The organism is Streptomyces sp. NPDC057099 (assembly GCF_042671245.1).
In the GTDB taxonomy this organism is placed as follows: domain Bacteria; phylum Actinomycetota; class Actinomycetes; order Streptomycetales; family Streptomycetaceae; genus Streptomyces; species Streptomyces purpurascens.
The window spans coordinates 158,395-176,678 of record NZ_JBHUTX010000006.1; the positions used below are offsets into that span (position 1 = coordinate 158,395).

Annotated in this window: 15 protein-coding genes; 13 read left to right on the forward strand and 2 right to left on the reverse strand. The window is 70.3% G+C overall.

Translation table 11 applies throughout. From position 1 onward, the window contains the following. Positions 1-46: 46 nt before the first annotated feature. Positions 47-994, reverse strand: a complete 948-nt coding sequence (locus tag ACFT4A_RS11170; RefSeq protein ID WP_382828074.1) for a hypothetical protein — start codon at positions 992-994, stop codon at positions 47-49. 246 nt (positions 995-1,240) lie between these two features. Beyond that, positions 1,241-1,393, reverse strand: coding sequence for a hypothetical protein (locus tag ACFT4A_RS11175; RefSeq protein ID WP_382828076.1), 153 nt, complete (start codon positions 1,391-1,393; stop codon positions 1,241-1,243). A gap of 263 nt (positions 1,394-1,656) precedes the next feature. Here ACFT4A_RS11175 and uvrC point away from each other — a divergent pair, with 263 nt between their 5' ends. From uvrC to ACFT4A_RS11240, 13 genes are all read left to right on the forward strand, one after another. Next, the gene (gene uvrC, locus ACFT4A_RS11180) at positions 1,657-3,756 is read left to right on the forward strand and encodes an excinuclease ABC subunit UvrC (protein ID WP_382828079.1); all 2,100 of its coding nucleotides are present in this window, start codon (positions 1,657-1,659) and stop codon (positions 3,754-3,756) included. Beyond that, on the forward strand, positions 3,753-4,712 hold the full coding sequence (rapZ, locus tag ACFT4A_RS11185; protein WP_382828080.1) for an RNase adapter RapZ: 960 nt from the start codon (positions 3,753-3,755) through the stop codon (positions 4,710-4,712). Before uvrC ends, rapZ begins: the two co-directional genes overlap by 4 nt. Beyond that, the gene (gene yvcK / locus ACFT4A_RS11190; protein ID WP_382828083.1) at positions 4,709-5,788 is read left to right on the forward strand and encodes a uridine diphosphate-N-acetylglucosamine-binding protein YvcK; all 1,080 of its coding nucleotides are present in this window, start codon (positions 4,709-4,711) and stop codon (positions 5,786-5,788) included. Before rapZ ends, yvcK begins: the two co-directional genes overlap by 4 nt. Further along, positions 5,779-6,768 carry a DNA-binding protein WhiA gene (gene whiA / locus ACFT4A_RS11195; RefSeq protein ID WP_189731004.1) on the forward strand — a complete coding sequence of 330 codons (990 nt, stop codon included), beginning with the start codon at positions 5,779-5,781 and terminating at the stop codon, positions 6,766-6,768. The genes yvcK and whiA overlap by 10 nt, the downstream gene beginning before the upstream one ends. 152 nt (positions 6,769-6,920) lie before the next feature. Further along, on the forward strand, positions 6,921-9,875 hold the full coding sequence (locus tag ACFT4A_RS11200) for a M14 family zinc carboxypeptidase (RefSeq protein ID WP_382828084.1): 2,955 nt from the start codon (positions 6,921-6,923) through the stop codon (positions 9,873-9,875). Between the two features lie 251 nt (positions 9,876-10,126). Then, the gene (gene gap, locus ACFT4A_RS11205; RefSeq protein ID WP_215122191.1) at positions 10,127-11,137 is read left to right on the forward strand and encodes a type I glyceraldehyde-3-phosphate dehydrogenase; all 1,011 of its coding nucleotides are present in this window, start codon (positions 10,127-10,129) and stop codon (positions 11,135-11,137) included. A 142-nt stretch (positions 11,138-11,279) separates the two neighbouring features. Continuing rightward, complete coding sequence (locus tag ACFT4A_RS11210) at positions 11,280-12,491, forward strand: phosphoglycerate kinase (protein WP_382828088.1); 1,212 nt, start codon at positions 11,280-11,282, stop codon at positions 12,489-12,491. Positions 12,492-12,496: 5 nt separating this feature from the next. After that, positions 12,497-13,273, forward strand: coding sequence for a triose-phosphate isomerase (gene tpiA, locus ACFT4A_RS11215; protein ID WP_382595734.1), 777 nt, complete (start codon positions 12,497-12,499; stop codon positions 13,271-13,273). Between the two features lie 100 nt (positions 13,274-13,373). Beyond that, complete coding sequence (secG, locus tag ACFT4A_RS11220; protein WP_184596855.1) at positions 13,374-13,604, forward strand: preprotein translocase subunit SecG; 231 nt, start codon at positions 13,374-13,376, stop codon at positions 13,602-13,604. A gap of 207 nt (positions 13,605-13,811) precedes the next feature. Beyond that, positions 13,812-14,147: an RNA polymerase-binding protein RbpA gene (locus tag ACFT4A_RS11225; protein ID WP_003976875.1), complete on the forward strand. Its 336-nt coding sequence runs from the start codon at positions 13,812-13,814 to the stop codon at positions 14,145-14,147. A gap of 134 nt (positions 14,148-14,281) precedes the next feature. Further along, on the forward strand, positions 14,282-15,550 hold the full coding sequence (locus ACFT4A_RS11230; protein ID WP_382828091.1) for an MFS transporter: 1,269 nt from the start codon (positions 14,282-14,284) through the stop codon (positions 15,548-15,550). Between the two features lie 68 nt (positions 15,551-15,618). Continuing rightward, entirely contained in the window at positions 15,619-17,307 is a 1,689-nt protein-coding gene (gene pgi, locus ACFT4A_RS11235; RefSeq protein WP_382828094.1) for a glucose-6-phosphate isomerase, read from the forward strand. 93 nt (positions 17,308-17,400) lie between these two features. After that, on the forward strand, positions 17,401-18,246 hold the full coding sequence (locus tag ACFT4A_RS11240) for a hypothetical protein (protein ID WP_382828096.1): 846 nt from the start codon (positions 17,401-17,403) through the stop codon (positions 18,244-18,246). Positions 18,247-18,284 lie beyond the last annotated feature (38 nt).

Below are 18,284 nucleotides of genomic sequence, written 5' to 3' on the forward strand. Positions count from 1 at the left end.
CCATCATCGCGACCGCGGACCGGACACGGCTCCGCCGTCGTGACGCCTACTCCCAGTCCCAGCCGATCCCCAGAAACCCGGCCCGCACCCGCGGCTCGACCACATGCACCGAGCGGTGCCGTCCGCTCAGGGGCAGCTCCTGGCAGCCGCTGCGCGGCGCCGCCGCCGAGTGCTGCGCGAACCGGTGACAGCGCACCGGGAGGGCCGCCGCGTCGAAGCACACCTGGAGCGCGTACTGGCCGCCGGGGACGTCGAAACCGCGGACGTACTCGCGCGACTCGTCCGCCGTCCCGTCCTCGACGCCGTAGCGGAACAGGAAGGTGTCCCCGGCCCGCAGCCGGGTGTCGAAGAGCAGCTCGGCGGCGAGCACTCCGGTGTCGTGGTGCCAACGAACGCGTCCCGTACGGCAGTTCTCCAGGGCATGCACCCTCATGCGCCCGGGCACGGCTCCCCGGTCGCCGTGGTGGACGGCGACGAAGCGGTCGATGCCGTCCCGGTGGGCGCGCACGATGTGGTGCGACTCGCGCTCGGCCAGCTCGCGCCGTGCCCCGATCCGCAGCCGCTCGTGGTGCCCGAGGGTGTGCAGGCCCCCGTCCGGCGGGCAGTCCAGCTCGGCCAGCAACTGGTCCAGGACGCCGGAGGCCTCGACGAGGGAGCGATAGGACCGGGCCGCCGACCGCTGCCCGGACGGGCCGTTGTCGGACTCGGCGAGCAGCCGGATCAGCGACTCCTCGGGAAGCTCCAGGATCTCCTCCAGCGCGCGCACGGCTCGCAGCGACTCGGGACGCTGCGGACGCCGGGCCCCCTGCTGCCAGTAACTCAGGCTCGTGACACCGACCTTCACACCGTGGCGGGACAGATGGTGCTGCACGCGTTGCAGCGGCAGCCCACGGGCTGCGATCGCCGCACGCAGGGCGACGTGGAAGGGGCCGCCTCGCAGGGCCGAGTCCAGGTCCGCGGTGGCGACGTCCGCGTGCTGTGTGGCGTGCGGCATGCAGGGGCCTCTCTGTGAGTCGGCAACGGCTGGTCAGACCATTCGCACGGGCCGCCCGGGGCCGTCCCGCCGGCGTACGGCGGGTCTTCACATCCGTACGTCGTCGTTCAGGCCCCGAGTTCCACCGCATTGAAGCGTGTTGACCTGGTCCCGACAACACCTGATGCCGGACAGTGATGTACGCCCGCTCGGACATGCGAACGCCCGGGGCGTACACCCCGGGCGTTCGCGGCGGACGGTGAGTTCCTAGGAGCGGTCGCTTCCGCTCTTTTCCTCGAGGGCGAGGCGCTTGGCCCGCACTATGTCGGGGTCGCGCGGGTCCAGGGCGTCGCGCAGCGCGAACGCCTCGTCCGCGTACCGGCGGGCACGGACCGTCCGCCGGGTTTTCTCGATCCGCATCTGCTTCATCTGCGCAGCCCTCCGACCCGTGGCCCGCCCGCTCCGCGTGGAAGCGTCCGGTCCGCACTGACAACCTGTGCCTGCACCGACACGGCTCGTCCGCCGGACGCCGCCGTGTCCCCCGTGGGAAGCCTGCATTCCCGCTACCGGCCTGCCGTAATCCCCGCGGCGGGACATGCCGTTGGAAACTGCCACCCGGCAAGCCCGTGATCGTGCCCCGCGCTCCCGTCGGACTGTCGGTGCTCGCCAGTAGGGTGTGAGACATGGCCGACCCCTCCAGCTACCGCCCCAAACCGGGTGAGATCCCCGACACGCCGGGGGTCTACAGGTTCCGCGACGAGCACCGCCGAGTGATCTACGTCGGAAAGGCGAAGAGCCTGCGCCAGCGCCTGGCGAACTACTTCCAGGACCTGGCGGGAATGCACCCGCGCACCCGGACCATGGTCACCACGGCCGCGTCCGTGGAGTGGACGGTGGTGTCCACGGAGGTCGAGGCGCTTCAGCTGGAGTACTCCTGGATCAAGGAGTACGACCCCCGGTTCAACGTCAAGTACCGCGACGACAAGAGCTACCCGTACCTCGCGGTGACGATGAACGAGGAGTACCCGCGCGTGCAGGTGATGCGCGGTCACAAGAAGAAGGGCGTCCGCTACTTCGGGCCGTACGGGCACGCGTGGGCGATCCGCGACACCGTCGACCTCCTGCTGCGCGTCTTCCCCGTGCGCACCTGCTCCGCCGGTGTCTTCAAGAACGCCGCCCGCACCGGCCGCCCCTGCCTCCTCGGCTACATCGGCAAGTGCTCGGCCCCCTGTGTGGATCGGGTCTCCGCCGAGGAGCACCGCGAACTGGCCGATGAGTTCTGCGACTTCATGGCCGGCCGGACGAACACGTACATCCGCCCGCTGGAGAAGCGGATGGCGGAAGCGGCCGAGGAGATGGAGTACGAGCGGGCGGCCCGGCTGCGCGACGACATCGAGGCCCTGAAGAAGGCCATGGAGAAGAACGCGGTCGTGCTCGCCGACGCGACCGACGCCGATCTGATCGCGGTCGCCGAGGACGAGCTGGAGGCGGCCGTCCAGATCTTCCACGTGCGCGGCGGGCGCGTGCGCGGCCAGCGCGGCTGGGTCACCGACAAGGTGGAGGAGATCACCACCGGCGCCCTCGTGGAGCACGCCCTGCAGCAGCTCTACGGCGAGGAGACCGGCGACGCCGTCCCCAAGGAGGTCCTGGTCCCGGCCCTGCCCGACCCCGTGGAGCCCGTCCAGGAGTGGCTGACCGGGCGGCGCGGCTCGATCGTCTCCCTGCGCGTCCCGCAGCGCGGCGACAAGAAGTCCCTCATGGAGACGGTGCAGCGCAACGCGCAGCAGGCGCTCGTCCTGCACAAGACCAAGCGCGCCTCCGACCTGACCACGCGCTCGCGCGCCCTGGAGGAGATCGCCGACGCCCTCGACCTGGACAGCGCCCCGCTCAGGATCGAGTGCTACGACATCTCCCACCTCCAGGGTGACGACGTCGTGGCCTCCATGGTCGTCTTCGAGGACGGGCTCGCCCGCAAGAGCGAATACCGCCGTTTCCAGATCAAGGGCTTCGCCGGGCAGGACGACGTCCGCTCCATGCACGAGGTGATCACCCGCCGCTTCCGGCGCTACCTCGCCGAGAAGGAGAAGACGGGGGAGTGGACCGACGGCGAGAACGCCGAGACCCCCGAGATGGACGGCAACGGCGAGATCGTCGGACCCGGCCTCACCGAGGACGACGGCCGCCCCAGGAAGTTCGCCTACCCGCCCCAGCTCGTGGTCGTCGACGGCGGCGCCCCCCAGGTAGCGGCCGCCCGGCGGGCCCTGGACGAGCTCGGCATCGACGACATCGCCGTCTGCGGCCTCGCCAAGCGCCTGGAGGAGGTCTGGCTGCCCGGCGACGACGACCCGGTGGTCCTGCCCCGCACCAGCGAGGGCCTGTACCTGCTCCAGCGGGTCCGTGACGAGGCCCACCGGTTCGCGATCACCTACCAGCGCTCGAAGCGGGCCAAGCGCTTCCGCTCCAGCCCCCTGGACGACGTGCCGGGACTCGGGGACACGCGGAAGCAGGCACTCCTGAAACACTTCGGTTCGTTGAAGAAATTGCGATCCGCCACCATCGACCAGATCTGCGAGGTCCCCGGCATAGGCCGCAAGACCGCGGAGACCATCGCGGCGGCCCTCGCCCAGGCGGCCCCGGCCGCACCCGCCGTCAACACGGCGACCGGAGAGATCATGGAAGAGGAACCCGGCACGGAAACCGGAGCGGAACCCGGCACCATGGGTGCCAGTGGGGAACCCGTGACGATGGGCGCCCCGGACGAACGACGGGGGCAGGAGACATGAATGTGAACGAGCACGACGGGCAAGAACAGCAAGCCGGAGACGGAGCACAGGTGAGTACGGGCACGCCCAACGACAAGGCCCCGGTCCCCGAAGCGGCCATCCCCGAGCTGGTGATCATCTCCGGCATGTCCGGGGCCGGCCGCTCGACGGCCGCGAAGTGCCTGGAGGACCTCGGCTGGTTCGTCGTCGACAACCTGCCGCCCGCGCTGATCCCCACCATGGTGGAGCTCGGCGCCCGCTCCCAGGGCAACGTGGCCCGGATCGCCGTCGTCGTCGACGTCCGCGGCCGCCGCTTCTTCGACAACCTCCGCGAGTCCCTCGCCGACCTGGAGGCGAAGAACGTCACCCGGAGGATCGTCTTCCTGGAGTCCTCCGACGAGGCCCTGGTGCGCCGCTTCGAGTCGGTGCGCCGCCCGCACCCCCTCCAGGGCGACGGCCGGATCGTCGACGGCATCGCCGCCGAGCGGGAACTGCTGCGCGAGCTGCGAGGCGACGCCGACCTGGTGATCGACACCTCCAGCCTGAACGTGCACGAGCTGCGCGCCAAGATGGACGCCCAGTTCGCCGGCGAGGAGGAGCCGGAGCTGCGGGCCACGGTGATGTCCTTCGGCTACAAGTACGGCCTGCCGGTCGACGCCGACCTCGTCGTCGACTGCCGCTTCCTGCCGAACCCGCACTGGGTCCCGGAGCTGCGCCCGTACACCGGCCTCAACGACGAGGTCTCCGGATACGTCTTCAACCAGCCCGGAGCCAAGGAGTTCCTTGACCGGTACACGGAGCTCCTCCAGCTCGTCGCCACCGGCTACCGCCGTGAGGGCAAGCGCTACGTGACCATCGCCGTGGGCTGCACGGGCGGCAAGCACCGCTCGGTCGCCATGTCGGAGAAGCTCGCCGCCCGGCTCGCGTCCGAGGGCGTGGAGACAGTGGTCGTACACCGGGACATGGGACGCGAATGACACGACGTACTCCGCGGCTGAGCCGGCTGCGCCGGGTGGTGCCCGACGGCAGCACCGACGCACGGGCCGGCCGGCCCGCCGAGGCCCGGGGCGGCAGACCGCGCCGCCGGGGCACCCAGCCCAAGGTCGTCGCCCTCGGCGGCGGCATGGGCCTGTCCGCCTCGCTGGCCGCGCTGCGCCGGATCACAGGCGACCTCACCGCCGTCGTCACCGTGGCCGACGACGGCGGCTCCAGCGGCCGGCTCCGCGACGAGCTGGGCGTCCTGCCGCCCGGCGACCTGCGCAAGGCGCTGGCCGCGCTGTGCGGTGACGACGACTGGGGCCAGACCTGGGCCCGGGTCATCCAGCACCGCTTCCAGTCCCAGGGCGACCTGCACGAGCACGCGGTCGGCAATCTGCTGATCGTCGCCCTCTGGGAGCAGCTCGGCGATCACGTCCAGGCCCTCGACCTGGTCGGACGGCTGCTGGGCGCCCAGGGGCGTGTGCTGCCCATGTCCGCCGTCCCGCTGGAGCTCCAGGCCCTGGTCAAGGGCCACGACCCGGAGCGCCCGGAGGAGGTCGACACGGTCCGCGGCCAGGCCACCGTCGCCCTCACCCCGGGCGAGGTGCAGTCCGTGCACGTCGTGCCGCACGACCCGCCCGCCGTGCCCGAGGCGGTCGAGGCCGTCCTGGACGCGGACTGGGTGGTGCTCGGCCCGGGCTCCTGGTTCTCCTCGGTCATCCCGCATCTGCTCGTGCCCGAGCTGCTTGACGCGCTCACGCAGACCAAGGCACGCCGGGTACTCTCCCTGAACCTCGCCCCGCAGCCCGGAGAAACCGAGGGCTTCTCCCCGCAGCGTCATTTGGAGGTTTTGGGACGACACGCCCCTAAACTCGCCCTGGACGTGGTGCTGGCCGACGACGCCGCCGTGCCCGACCGTGACTCCCTGACCGACGCCGCCAAGCGCTTCGGGGCCGCGGTCGAGCTGGCGCCGGTGGCCAGGCCCGACGGGACCCCGAGGCACGACCCGGAGCTGTTGGCCGCCGCGTACGACCGTATTTTTCGGATGCATGGAAGGATCGGCCCATGGCGATGACGGCAGCGGTGAAGGACGAGATCTCCCGGCTCCCCGTCACCCGGACCTGCTGCAGAAAGGCGGAGGTCTCCGCCATGCTGCGGTTCGCCGGCGGCCTCCACCTGGTGAGCGGTCGGATTGTGATCGAGGCGGAGCTGGACACGGCGATGGCGGCCCGCCGTCTGAAGCGGGACATCCTGGAGATCTTCGGCCACAGCTCCGAACTGATCGTGATGGCACCCGGCGGACTGCGCCGCGGTTCCCGCTACGTCGTGCGCGTCATCGCGGGCGGGGACCAGCTGGCCCGCCAGACCGGCCTGGTCGACGGGCGCGGCCGCCCGATCCGCGGCCTGCCCCCGCAGGTGGTCTCGGGGGCCACCTGCGACGCCGAGGCCGCCTGGCGTGGCGCGTTCCTGGCACACGGCTCGCTCACCGAGCCCGGCCGGTCCTCCTCCCTCGAGGTGACCTGTCCGGGCCCCGAGGCCGCGCTCGCGCTGGTCGGCGCCGCCCGCCGCCTGTCGATCGGGGCCAAGGCCCGTGAGGTGCGCGGCGTGGACCGGGTCGTCGTCCGTGACGGTGACGCCATCGGTGCCCTGCTGACCCGGCTCGGTGCCCATGAGTCGGTGCTGGCCTGGGAGGAGCGCCGGATGCGCCGCGAGGTGCGCGCCACGGCGAACCGGCTCGCCAACTTCGACGACGCCAACCTCCGCCGCTCGGCCCGTGCGGCCGTCGCGGCCGGTGCCCGTGTGCAGCGGGCCCTGGAGATCCTCGCCGACGACGTCCCCGAGCACCTCGCCGCCGCAGGCCGGCTGCGCATGGAGCACAAGCAGGCCTCCCTGGAGGAGCTGGGCGCGCTCGCGGACCCGCCGCTGACCAAGGACGCCGTCGCCGGCCGCATCCGCCGCCTGCTGGCCATGGCCGACAAGCGCGCCTCCGACCTCGGCATCCCGGGCACGGAGTCCAACCTCGCCGACGAACTCGCCGACAACCTCGTCGGCTGACCTCACAGGCCGTCAATCAGCCGGTGTCCGGCGCCCACTTGGGTGGTCGGCACCGGCTCTTGCGTGTCGTTCAGGCACTCTTGACTCGATCATGGACTGTCATGAGCCTGGCATCTGTTCGCTGCTGTGGCGAACCCACGCAAGGGGGGTTCATGAGACGAAGAGCGAGATCGATCCTCGCTGTCGGCGCGCTCCTGATCGGCGGAGCGAGCATCGCACCCATTGCCCAGGCACAACCTGGAAGTTCGGCTCCGTCCGACTCGGACGAAGTCAAGGTCTTCCGGGCCGAGGTCACCCAGAAGCAGGTACCCCTGCTGCTCGCGGCCGGCCAGGACGGCCACGAACTCGGCGAGCAGGTGCCCGAGAAGGGCACGGGCACCGTCGAGGTCTATCTCACCGACCAGCAGGCGACGAAGCTCCGTAAGCAGGGCGTCGGCCTCACCAAGCACAAAGTCTCCGCAGGTGCCGAGAAGCGCGTCAAGAACGCCGCCGAGGGCGTGTTCCGCCCGTACAGCGGAGGGGGTGGCCTGAAGGAGGAGATCCTCCGGGCCGCGCAGCAGCACCCCGGCCTCACCAAGGTCGTCTCCATCGGCAAGACGGTGGGCGGCCAGGACATCCTGGCCCTGAAGCTCACCAAGAACGCGAAGAAGACGAAGGACGGCTCCAAGCCCTCCGTCCTCTACATGTCCAACCAGCACGCGCGTGAGTGGATCACGCCGGAGATGACCCGGCGCCTGATGCACCATTACCTGGACAAGTACAAGACGGACAAGCGCGTCAAGAAGATCGTCGACTCCACCGAGCTGTGGTTCCTGCTGTCGGCCAACCCCGACGGCTACGACCACACCTTCAAGAGCGACGACAACCGCATGTGGCGCAAGAACCTGCGGGACAACAACGGCGACGGCGTCATCGGCACCGGCGACGGCGTCGACCTCAACCGCAACTTCACCTACAAGTGGGGCTACGACGACGAGGGCTCGTCCCCCAGCCCCACCAGCGAGACCTACCGCGGCGCCAGCCCGGGCTCCGAGCCGGAGACCAAGGCCCTGGACGCCTTCCAGAAGCGGATCGGCTTCACGTACGGCATCAACTACCACTCCGCCGCCGAACTCATCCTCTACGGAGTCGGCTGGCAGGTGGCCACGCCGACCCCGGACGACGTCCTGTACGAGGCGCTCGCCGGCACGCCCGAGAACCCGGCGGTTCCCGGCTACCACCCGCAGGTCTCCTCCGAGCTGTACACGACGAACGGCGAGGCCGACGGCCACGCGGCGAACGTCAACGGCCTGGCGATGTTCACCCCCGAGATGTCGACCTGCGCGACCGCCTCGAACGTCGACCCGAACGACGAGTGGAAGGCGTCCGACTGCCGGTCGGTCTTCACCTTCCCGGACGACGAGAAGCTGATCCAGCAGGAGTTCGCGAAGAACGTCCCGTTCGCGCTGTCCGTCGCCGAGTCGGCCGCCCACCCCGACCGGCCGTCCTCCTCGGTCGGCATGAGCGCCGCCGACTTCACCCCGGCCGCCTTCACCACGTCGTACTCGCGCGGCGCCGACCAGGAGGTCTCCGTCGTCGCACGCAAGTCCGTGCGCGACAAGGAGCTCAGGTACCGCGTCAACGGCGGCCGCACCGAGGACATGGCGCTCAAGCCCTGGAAGGGCGGCGAGACGTACGGCGGTGAGGACAACCTCTACTTCGACGAGTACCGGGCGAAGGTCAAGGACGGCGACCCGGGCGACAAGGTCGAGGTGTGGTTCACCGGCGAGACGAAGAACGGCAAGCCGGTCTCCAGCAAGCGCTTCACCTACACCGTGGCCGAGCTGCCCAAGGCGAACACTCTCGTGGTCGCCGAGGAAGGCGCCACCGCCACGCAGACGCAGAGCTACGTCGACGCGCTCAAGGCCAACGGCCGCAAGGCGGCCGTCTGGGACGTCGCCAAGCAGGGCGCGCCCGACGCGCTCGGCGTGCTGAGTCACTTCGACACCGTCGTCCACTACACGGGCGCGGGCACCCCGGGCGTCGCCACCCAGCTCCAGCTGCGGGCCTTCCTCAACGAGGGCGGCCGGCTGATCGAGGCGGGCGAGCAGGCCGGCGGCAGCGTCGACCTGGGCGGCGGCACCCTGTCGAACGACTTCAGCCAGTACTACCTGGGTGCCTACAGCCGCACCTCGACCCCCGGGGCGACCGGCTTCACCGGCGCCGGCGGGCTCGGCGGCTTCACGGGCACGCTCGCCGGAGCCCCCGGCAACCCGCTCGACAAGGCGGGCACCTACGCGGTCACCTCCGGCGAACTGCCCGCCGCCACGTACCCGCAGTTCGCGAGCGAGGGCGCGGGACAGTTCGCCGGCACGGTGAACCCGTACGGCCCGTACGCGGGCTCCTCCATGGCGGCGGCCGTCCACACCAACGACGGCTACAAGCGCCTCACCCGCACCGTGGACCTCACCGGCACCACGGCGGCGGACAGGCCCACGCTGCGCACCCAGCTGCTGTGGGACACCGAGCCCGGCTACGACCACGTCCTGCTGGAGGCCCACACCGCCGGCGCCGACGACTGGACGACCCTGCCCGAGTCGGGCGGCGCCACCAAGACCGCCGTGCCGGAGGAGTGCGCGGCCGGCTACTACGTCAATGGGCACCCCTGGCTGAAGCGCTACCTCACCGTGACGGACGACGGCTGCACCGCGGCCGGCAGCACCGGCCAGTGGCACAGCCTCACCGGCGCCTCCAGTGGCTGGCAGCAGGTGAACTTCGATCTGAGCGCCTATGCCGGCAAGACGGTCGAGCTGTCGATCAGCTACGTCACCGACCCGGGCACCGGCGGGCGCGGCGTCCTCGCCGACGACGCCTCGCTGGTCGTCGGCGGCACGGCGAAGGAGACCGAGGGCTTCGAGACCTCCCTCGGAGCCTGGAAGACGGCCGGCCCGCCCGCGGGCAGCCCGGCCGTCCTCAAGGACTGGACGCGCACCGGGGCACTGTTCCGGACATTCGGCGCGGTCACCACGGATGACACCGTGCTGCTGGGCTTCGGCCTGGAGCACGTCGCCGCGGCGGCCGACCGGACGGCACTGATGAGGAAGGCGCTCGCTTCCCTGGACGGGTGACACTCCCTTACCCGAAAGGGTGACGTCCCTGGTCAACAGGGATGCGCTCCGTGTAGCGAAATCGAGTGATCTTGCTCTCAGTGGTGGGCGGTCCGTACCCCTACTGGCGGGTACGGACCGCCCTGCCGTGTATGGGGCATCTGGATGTCACCACCTGGGGCTCAGGGAGGTAGGGTCGTAGGCGGTCGGGGACATCCCAAACAGAGCTCGCCGGCTCTTCATGGCCGGCGTACCAACGAGGAGATCGGTTCGTGACGATCCGCGTAGGCATCAACGGCTTCGGCCGCATCGGCCGCAACTACTTCCGTGCGCTGCTGGAGCAGGGTGCGGACATCGACATCGTGGCTGTCAACGACCTGGGTGACACCGCGACCACCGCTCATCTGCTCAAGTACGACACCATCCTGGGCCGCCTCAAGGCAGAGGTGTCGCACACCGCAGACACGATCACGGTCGACGGCCACACCATCAAGGTGCTCTCCGAGCGCAACCCCGCCGACATCCCGTGGGGCGAGCTGGGCGTCGACATCGTCATCGAGTCGACCGGCATCTTCACGAAGAAGGCCGACGCCGCCAAGCACCTCACCGGCGGCGCCAAGAAGGTCCTCATCTCGGCTCCGGCCAAGGAGGAGGACATCACCATCGTGATGGGTGTCAACCAGGACAAGTACGACCCGGCGAACCACCACGTCATCTCCAACGCCTCCTGCACCACCAACTGTGTGGCGCCGATGGCCAAGGTCCTCGACGAGAACTTCGGCATCGTCAAGGGCCTGATGACGACGGTCCACGCGTACACCAACGACCAGCGCATCCTGGACTTCCCGCACTCGGACCTGCGTCGCGCCCGCGCCGCCGCCGAGAACATCATCCCGACCACCACGGGTGCCGCGAAGGCCACCGCGCTGGTCCTGCCGCAGCTCAAGGGCAAGCTCGACGGCATCGCGATGCGCGTCCCGGTCCCGACCGGCTCGGCCACCGACCTGGTCGTGACGCTCCAGCGCGAGGTCACCAAGGACGAGGTCAACGCCGCGTTCAAGAAGGCCTCCGACGACGGCGACCTCAAGGGCTACCTGGCCTACACCGAGGACCAGATCGTCTCCTCGGACATCGTCAGCGACCCGGCCTCCTGCACCTTCGACGCCTCCCTGACCATGGTCCAGGAGGGCAACTCGGTGAAGATCCTCGGCTGGTACGACAACGAGTGGGGCTACTCCAACCGCCTCGTCGACCTTACGGTCTTCGTCGGCAACCAGCTCTGATCAATCGAGCAGGCACGACCATGTGAGTGCAGGGCTCGGCCAGCGCGAGGATGCGCTGTCCGAGCCCTGACGCACGTACAGATCAGAGCTGTTCGATCACGAGCGCTTACGAGCGATCACGAGCTCTTTCAGGAGTCCCCTCATGAAGACGATCGACGAACTCCTCGCCGAAGGGGTCGCGGGCAAGCGGGCTTTCGTCCGCGCCGACCTGAACGTGCCGCTGGACGGCACGGCGATCACCGACGACGGCCGTATCCGCGCCGTGCTGCCCACGGTCAAGGCCCTCGCCGAGGCGGGCGCCCGCGTGGTCGTCGCCTCCCACCTGGGCCGCCCCAAGGGCGCCCCGGACCCGGCCTTCTCCCTCGCACCCGCCGCCGCGCGCCTCGGTGAACTCCTCGGCACCGACGTGGCCTTCGCGACCGACACGGTAGGCGAGTCCGCCCGGGCCACCGTCGCCGCGCTGAGCGACGGCCAGGTCGCCGTCGTCGAGAACCTGCGCTTCAACGCCGGCGAGACGAGCAAGGACGACGCCGAGCGCGGCGCCTTCGCCGACCGGCTCGCGGACCTCGCCGACGTCTACGTCGGCGACGGCTTCGGAGCCGTGCACCGCAAGCACGCCTCCGTGTACGACCTCCCGGCCCGGCTGCCGCACTACGCCGGCTACCTCATCGCGACCGAGGTCGGCGTCCTCAAGAAGCTCACCGACGAGGTCGCGCGGCCCTACGTCGTCGCGCTCGGCGGGGCCAAGGTCTCCGACAAGCTCGCCGTGATCGACCAGCTGCTCGGCAAGGCCGACCGCATCCTCATCGGCGGCGGCATGGCCTACACCTTCCTCAAGGCCAAGGGCTACGAGATCGGCAAGTCCCTCCTCCAGGAGGACCAGATCCCCGCGGTCCAGGAGTACATCGAGCGGGCCGAGAAGACCGGCGTCGAGCTGGTCCTGCCGGTCGACGTCCTCGCCGGGACCGAGTTCCCGGACCTGAAGACCAAGGCCCCGGCCAACCCCACGACCGTCGCCGCGGACGCCATCCCGGCCGACCGACAGGGCCTCGACAACGGGCCCGAGACCTGCAAGCTGTACGCATCCAAGCTCGCCGACGCCGCCACCGTCTTCTGGAACGGTCCCATGGGCGTCTTCGAGCACCCCGACTACGCCGAGGGCACCAAGGCGGTCGCCCAGGCACTCGTCGAATCCAAGGGCTTCACCGTGGTCGGCGGTGGCGACTCCGCCGCCGCCGTGCGCACCCTGGGCTTCGACGAGACGGCATTCGGCCACATCTCGACCGGTGGCGGCGCCTCCCTCGAATACCTCGAGGGCAAGACGCTCCCCGGCCTCGCCGCACTGGAGGACTGACCCACATGACCGCGCGCACGCCGCTGATGGCGGGCAACTGGAAGATGAACCTCAACCACCTCGAGGCCATCGCCCACGTCCAGAAGCTCGCCTTCGCCCTGGCCGACAAGGACTACGAGGCCGTCGAGGTCGCCGTCCTGCCGCCCTTCACCGACCTGCGCTCCGTGCAGACCCTGGTCGACGGCGACAAGCTCAAGATCAAGTACGGTGCCCAGGACATCTCGGCGCACGACGGCGGTGCCTTCACCGGCGAGATCTCCGGCCCGATGCTGGCCAAGCTGAAGTGCTCGTACGTCGCGATCGGCCACAGCGAGCGGCGCCAGTACCACGCCGAGACCGACGAGCTGGTGAACGCCAAGGTCAAGGCCGCCTACAAGCACGGCCTGACGCCCATCCTGTGCGTCGGCGAGGAGCTGGAGATCCGCGAGGCGGGCAACCACGTCTCCCACACGCTCGCCCAGGTCGAGGGCGGTCTGAAGGACCTCCCCGCCGAGCAGGCCGAGACCGTCGTGATCGCCTACGAGCCCGTCTGGGCCATCGGCACCGGCAAGGTCTGCGGAGCCGGGGACGCCCAGGAGGTCTGCTCGGCGATCCGCGGCAAGATCGCCGAGCTGTACTCGCAGGACCTGGCCGACAAGGTCCGCATCCAGTACGGCGGCTCGGTCAAGGCGGGCAACGTCGCCGAGATCATGGCCCAGGCCGACATCGACGGCGCCCTGGTCGGCGGTGCCTCGCTGGACGCCGACGAGTTCGTCAAGATCGTGCGCTTCCGCGACCAGTGAGTATGCGGTAGCGGCGTAACGTCGTACCCTTGCGGGGTCCAGCATCTGCTGGGCCCCGCGTCGTCCGTCAGAATCCGAGGAAGTTGGTCCAGCCGTGGTTATGGGGTTCTCGATCGCCCTGATCGTCTTCAGCCTGCTGCTGATGCTGCTGGTGCTGATGCACAAGGGGAAGGGCGGCGGCCTCTCCGACATGTTCGGTGGCGGCATGCAGTCCTCCGTCGGCGGCTCCTCGGTCGCCGAGCGCAACCTCGACCGGATCACCGTCGTGGTCGGTCTGGGCTGGTTCGCGTGCATTGTCGTGCTCGGCATCCTGATGAAGGTGAACAACTGACCGAGGCGCAAGCCGCACGGAACTCGTTCGCAAGCCCCATGTCCGGTACGCGCCGCTGAGCGCGGCCTATCATGGGGCTTGCGTCTTCGTGTGAGGGTTGTAACTCCAATCACTGGACGCGCGTTGGGCCTTACGTAGACTGAGGCGCTCGCGGCGAAGCGGAACGCCGACTCGCTTCGCGGCACCATCACGCAGGGAGTTACGACCGTGGCAAGTGGCAACGCGATCCGGGGAAGCCGGGTCGGGGCGGGGCCGATGGGCGAGGCCGAGCGCGGCGAGTCCGCGCCGCGGCTGCGCATCTCCTTCTGGTGCTCCAACGGACACGAGACCCAGCCGAGCTTCGCCAGCGACGCGCAGGTGCCCGAAACCTGGGACTGTCCCCGCTGCGGATTCCCGGCCGGCCAGGACCGGGACAACCCGCCGGACCCGCCGCGCACCGAGCCCTACAAGACGCACCTGGCGTATGTACGGGAGCGGCGCAGCGACGCGGACGGCGAGGCGATCCTCGCCGAGGCGCTCGCCAAACTGCGGGGCGAGATCTAGGAGTCGAGACCGGCCGGGCACCAGCGGGTGCCCGGCCGGAGCTGGTTTCCGAGCCCCGCCGCGGTCCGCTCGCGGACCGATTGTCAGTGGTGCCCTCTACGGTTTGTGCATCGGGTGAACCGTGAGGGGGAGCAGTGGCGACGGTCGAGGTGGGGAGCGTGCGCGCGCCCGCGTGGCGCGGGGGTTTCGGACGGCTGTGGAGCGCCGCCGTCCTGTCCAGCTTCGGTGACGCGCTGCGCACGGCCGCGCTGCCCCTGCTGGCCGTCACACTGACCGACGAGCCGCTGCTCATCGCCTCCGTCACGGCCTGCGGCTATCTGCCCTGGATCGTCTTCGGACTGCTCGGCGGGGCCGTCGCCGACCGCGTGGACCAGCGGCGCGCCATGTGGATGGCGGATGCGCTACGCGGTCTGCTGGTCGCCGCCTTCGCCGTGGCCGTCGCGCTCGGCCACGCCTCGATCGGCCTGCTCATCGCGCTGGCCGTCGCGCTCACCACCCTCCAGACCCTCTTCGACAACGCCGCGACCGCGCTGCTGCCCGCCCTGGTCGACCGGGACGCGCTCGGCAGTGCCAACGCCCGGCTGATGACCGGCCAGCGCGTCGCGGGCGGCCTGCTGGGCGGGCCGGTCGTGCCGCTGCTGCTGGCGGCGGGGGCCGCCGTGCCCTTCGCGGCCGACGCGGTGACCTTCCTGCTGGCCGCCGCGCTGATCGCCACACTGCCGGCTGACGGGACCGACCGTGAGCCGAGGCCGGCGGGCAGCACCCTGCGCCGCGAGATCGCCCAGGGGCTGCGCACCCTGTGGCGCGACCGCGCCCTGCGCAGCCTGTGCGCCGCCTCGGCCCTGTGCAACATCGGCATGGGCACCCTGCTCGCCCTTCTGGTCGTCCTCGTCACCGACTGGCTCGAGGTGGGCCCCGCGGGCTACGCGGCGGCGGGCGCCGCCGTCACCCTGGGCGGCCTGGCCGGGGGAGTGGTGAACAGCCGGCTGGTGGCGCGGCTCGGCCGGCTGCGGTCGGTGCTGCTCGCCGGATCGGTGCAGACCGCGGCCCTCGTCGTCATGGGCACCGTGCGCAGCCTGACCGTGCTGGTGGGGATGCTGGCCGTCTTCGGGCTCATGGGCATGGTGTGGAACGTCAACACGACGACGCTGATGCAGGAGCGCAGCCCCGCCGAGCTGCTGGGCCGGGTCAGCTCGGCCTTCCGCACCCTGGCCTTCGCCGGAGTCCCCCTCGGCGCCCTGCTGGGCGGAGCCGTCGCCACAGCCTGGGGCCCGAACACCCCGCCCCTGCTCACCGCCGCCTTCTTCCTCCTGGCCGTCATCGCGCTGATACCCACGCTCCACGCGAACGTATCTGTTGTTGAACCGGACGACGGTGCCACGACCACCGAGGCCACGCGCTGATCAATTAGGTTGGGACCGCAGCGGGGCAAGGTGCGCAGGCAGGACAGGAAAGAAGGCTGAAGTCCGAGATGAACGCAGACGGCCGTACCAGGCTCAACCAGACGCCCGAGTGGACGGCACTGGCCAAGCACCGCGAGGAGCTGGGCGAGGTTCGGCTGCGCGAGCTGTTCGCCGCCGAGCCCGGCCGCGGCACCGCGTACGCCCTGAGGGTCGGTGACCTGTACGTCGACTACTCCAAGCACCTCGTCACCGACGACACCCTGCGACTGCTGCGGGAACTGGCCGCCGCCACCGATGTCTTCGGGCTCCGGGACGCCATGTTCCGCGGGGAGAAGATCAACACCACCGAGGACCGGTCCGTGCTGCACACCGCGCTGCGGGCGCCGCGGGACGCGGTGATCGAGGCCGACGGCGAGAACGTGGTGCCGGGTGTGCACGCCGTGCTCGACAAGATGGCCGGCTTCGCCGACCGTGTCCGCTCCGGGGAGTGGACCGGCCACACCGGCAAGCGCATCCGCAACGTCGTCAACATCGGCATCGGCGGCTCCGACCTCGGCCCCGCGATGGCGTACGACGTGCTGCGCGCCTACACGGACCGCTCGATGACGTTCCGCTTCGTGTCGAACGTGGACGGCGCCGACCTGCACGAGGCGGTCAGGGACCTGGACCCGGCGGAGACGCTGTTCGTCGTCGCGTCCAAGACCTTCACCACCATCGAGACGGTCACCAACGCCACCTCCGCCCGAAGCTGGCTGCTGGCCGCGCTCGATGGGGGTACCTCCCGCTCGAGCGAAGTCGAGAGTGGGGGAGAGGCCGCCGTCGCCCGGCACTTCGTCGCCCTGTCGACGAACGCCGAGAAGGTCGCCGGGTTCGGCATCGACGTCGACAACATGTTCGAGTTCTGGGACTGGGTCGGCGGCCGCTACTCGTACGACTCCGCGATCGGCCTGTCGCTGATGATCGCCATCGGCCCGGACCGCTTCCGGGAGATGCTCGACGGGTTCCGGATCGTCGACGAGCACTTCCGGACCGCGCCCGCCGAGTCCAATGTGCCGCTGCTGCTGGGCCTGCTGGGCATCTGGTACGGCAACTTCCACGACGCCCAGTCGCACGCGGTGCTGCCGTACAGCCACTACCTGTCCAAGTTCACCGCCTACCTCCAGCAGCTCGACATGGAGTCCAACGGCAAGTCCGTGGGCCGGGACGGGCGTGAGGTGGAGTGGCAGACGGGGCCGGTGGTGTGGGGCACGCCGGGCACCAACGGGCAGCACGCCTATTACCAGCTCATCCACCAGGGCACGAAGCTGATCCCGGCGGACTTCATCGGCTTCGCACGGCCGGTCGTCGAGCTGAGCGACGAGCTCAAGGCGCAGCACGACCTGCTGATGGCCAACTTCTTCGCCCAGACGCAGGCGCTCGCCTTCGGCAAGACGCCGCAGGAGGTGCGGGCCGAGGGGGTTCCGGAGGAGCTGGTGCCGCACAAGACGTTCCAGGGCAACCACCCGACGACCACGATCCTGGCGCCCGAGCTGACGCCGTCCGTCCTCGGCCAGCTCGTCGCCCTCTACGAGCACAAGGTGTTCGTGCAGGGCGCGGTGTGGAACATCGACTCCTTCGACCAGTGGGGCGTGGAGCTGGGCAAGGTCCTCGCCAAGCGGGTCGAGCCCGCGCTGACCGAGGGCGCCGAGGTCGAGGGCCTGGACGCCTCCACGAAGGCGCTGGTCGCGGCCTACCGGGAGGTGCGCGGCCGGGAGTGACGGCTTCCGGACAGTGGACGCGGACGGCGGGACGCCGTCCGCGTCCCGTAGACTCCGCGCGATCATGACAGCGAGTGCTCGGGGGAGCGCGAAGTGGCACGCACACGCGGAAGTTGGACGGGCGGCACGCTGACGGCCCGGTCCCTGTTGAAGCCCCAGGACGTGGCTCGGGCCGTGTTCCACCCGGCGTGGATACCGGAGTCGCTCGATCCGTCCGTGGAGCGGCTCAAGAAGTTCCGGGTCGTCGCAGGCGCGGTCGCTTCCCTCGGCGTCTACACCTTCATCCAGGGCGGCTTCGACTTCACGGAACTGCTGGAGAACGCGATGACCGCCTCGGTCGTCCTGCTCTTCCTCACGCCGCTGACGGTCGGGGCGATGCTCTACGTCTGGCGGCGCGGCGGCACCGTACGGCAGTTGCGGGTGCCGCTGCTCAACTCCCTCAAGCTGCTGGTGCTGTTCGTCGGATGTGTGGCCGCCCTGCTCGTGCTGGTGCGGACGGTGAACGGGTCGGCGCACCCCGCCGTGATCATCGGGGTCGGCGTGACCATGATGTGGATGCTCATCTTCACGGCCTACGGGGCGGTGCGGGTCTCCGGCAACTTCTTCGGCACGGCTGCCGTGCACCGCTGCATGCCGCCGCTGCTCGCCATGGTGACGAGCTGGCTGATGGCCGTCCCGGACCTGGTCACCGGCGATCTGCACGGGCTCAGCCTCACGCTGGGCATCGTCTTCATCCTGGGCGCTCCGTTGACGGTCACCGCGATCGCGTTGCTGGAGATGGGGCGGCTGAGGCGGCGGTACGGGATCCGGCTGAAGGCACACCCGGCGGGGCAGCCGCACCCGCCGCCGCAGGGGAACCCGTACAACAACCCGTACGGCAACCCCTACGCGGCACACCCTCAGCCGCCGTACCACCCGCAGCGGCCCTACGGCGGCTGACCGGCGAAGCCGCCGAAGCCTCCGAAGCCGCCGAATAC

What these genes read in the sequence shown, in the direction of transcription:
- ACFT4A_RS11170 (WP_382828074.1), bottom strand. Translation starts at nt 994, where the DNA reads ATGCCGCACGCCACACAGCACGCGGACGTCGCCACCGCGGACCTGGAC.
- ACFT4A_RS11175 (WP_382828076.1), bottom strand. Translation starts at nt 1,393, where the DNA reads ATGCGGATCGAGAAAACCCGGCGGACGGTCCGTGCCCGCCGGTACGCG.
- uvrC (WP_382828079.1), top strand. Translation starts at nt 1,657, where the DNA reads ATGGCCGACCCCTCCAGCTACCGCCCCAAACCGGGTGAGATCCCCGAC.
- rapZ (WP_382828080.1), top strand. Translation starts at nt 3,753, where the DNA reads ATGAATGTGAACGAGCACGACGGGCAAGAACAGCAAGCCGGAGACGGA.
- yvcK (WP_382828083.1), top strand. Translation starts at nt 4,709, where the DNA reads ATGACACGACGTACTCCGCGGCTGAGCCGGCTGCGCCGGGTGGTGCCC.
- whiA (WP_189731004.1), top strand. Translation starts at nt 5,779, where the DNA reads ATGGCGATGACGGCAGCGGTGAAGGACGAGATCTCCCGGCTCCCCGTC.
- ACFT4A_RS11200 (WP_382828084.1), top strand. Translation starts at nt 6,921, where the DNA reads ATGAGACGAAGAGCGAGATCGATCCTCGCTGTCGGCGCGCTCCTGATC.
- ACFT4A_RS11210 (WP_382828088.1), top strand. Translation starts at nt 11,280, where the DNA reads ATGAAGACGATCGACGAACTCCTCGCCGAAGGGGTCGCGGGCAAGCGG.
- tpiA (WP_382595734.1), top strand. Translation starts at nt 12,497, where the DNA reads ATGACCGCGCGCACGCCGCTGATGGCGGGCAACTGGAAGATGAACCTC.
- secG (WP_184596855.1), top strand. Translation starts at nt 13,374, where the DNA reads ATGGGGTTCTCGATCGCCCTGATCGTCTTCAGCCTGCTGCTGATGCTG.
- pgi (WP_382828094.1), top strand. Translation starts at nt 15,619, where the DNA reads ATGAACGCAGACGGCCGTACCAGGCTCAACCAGACGCCCGAGTGGACG.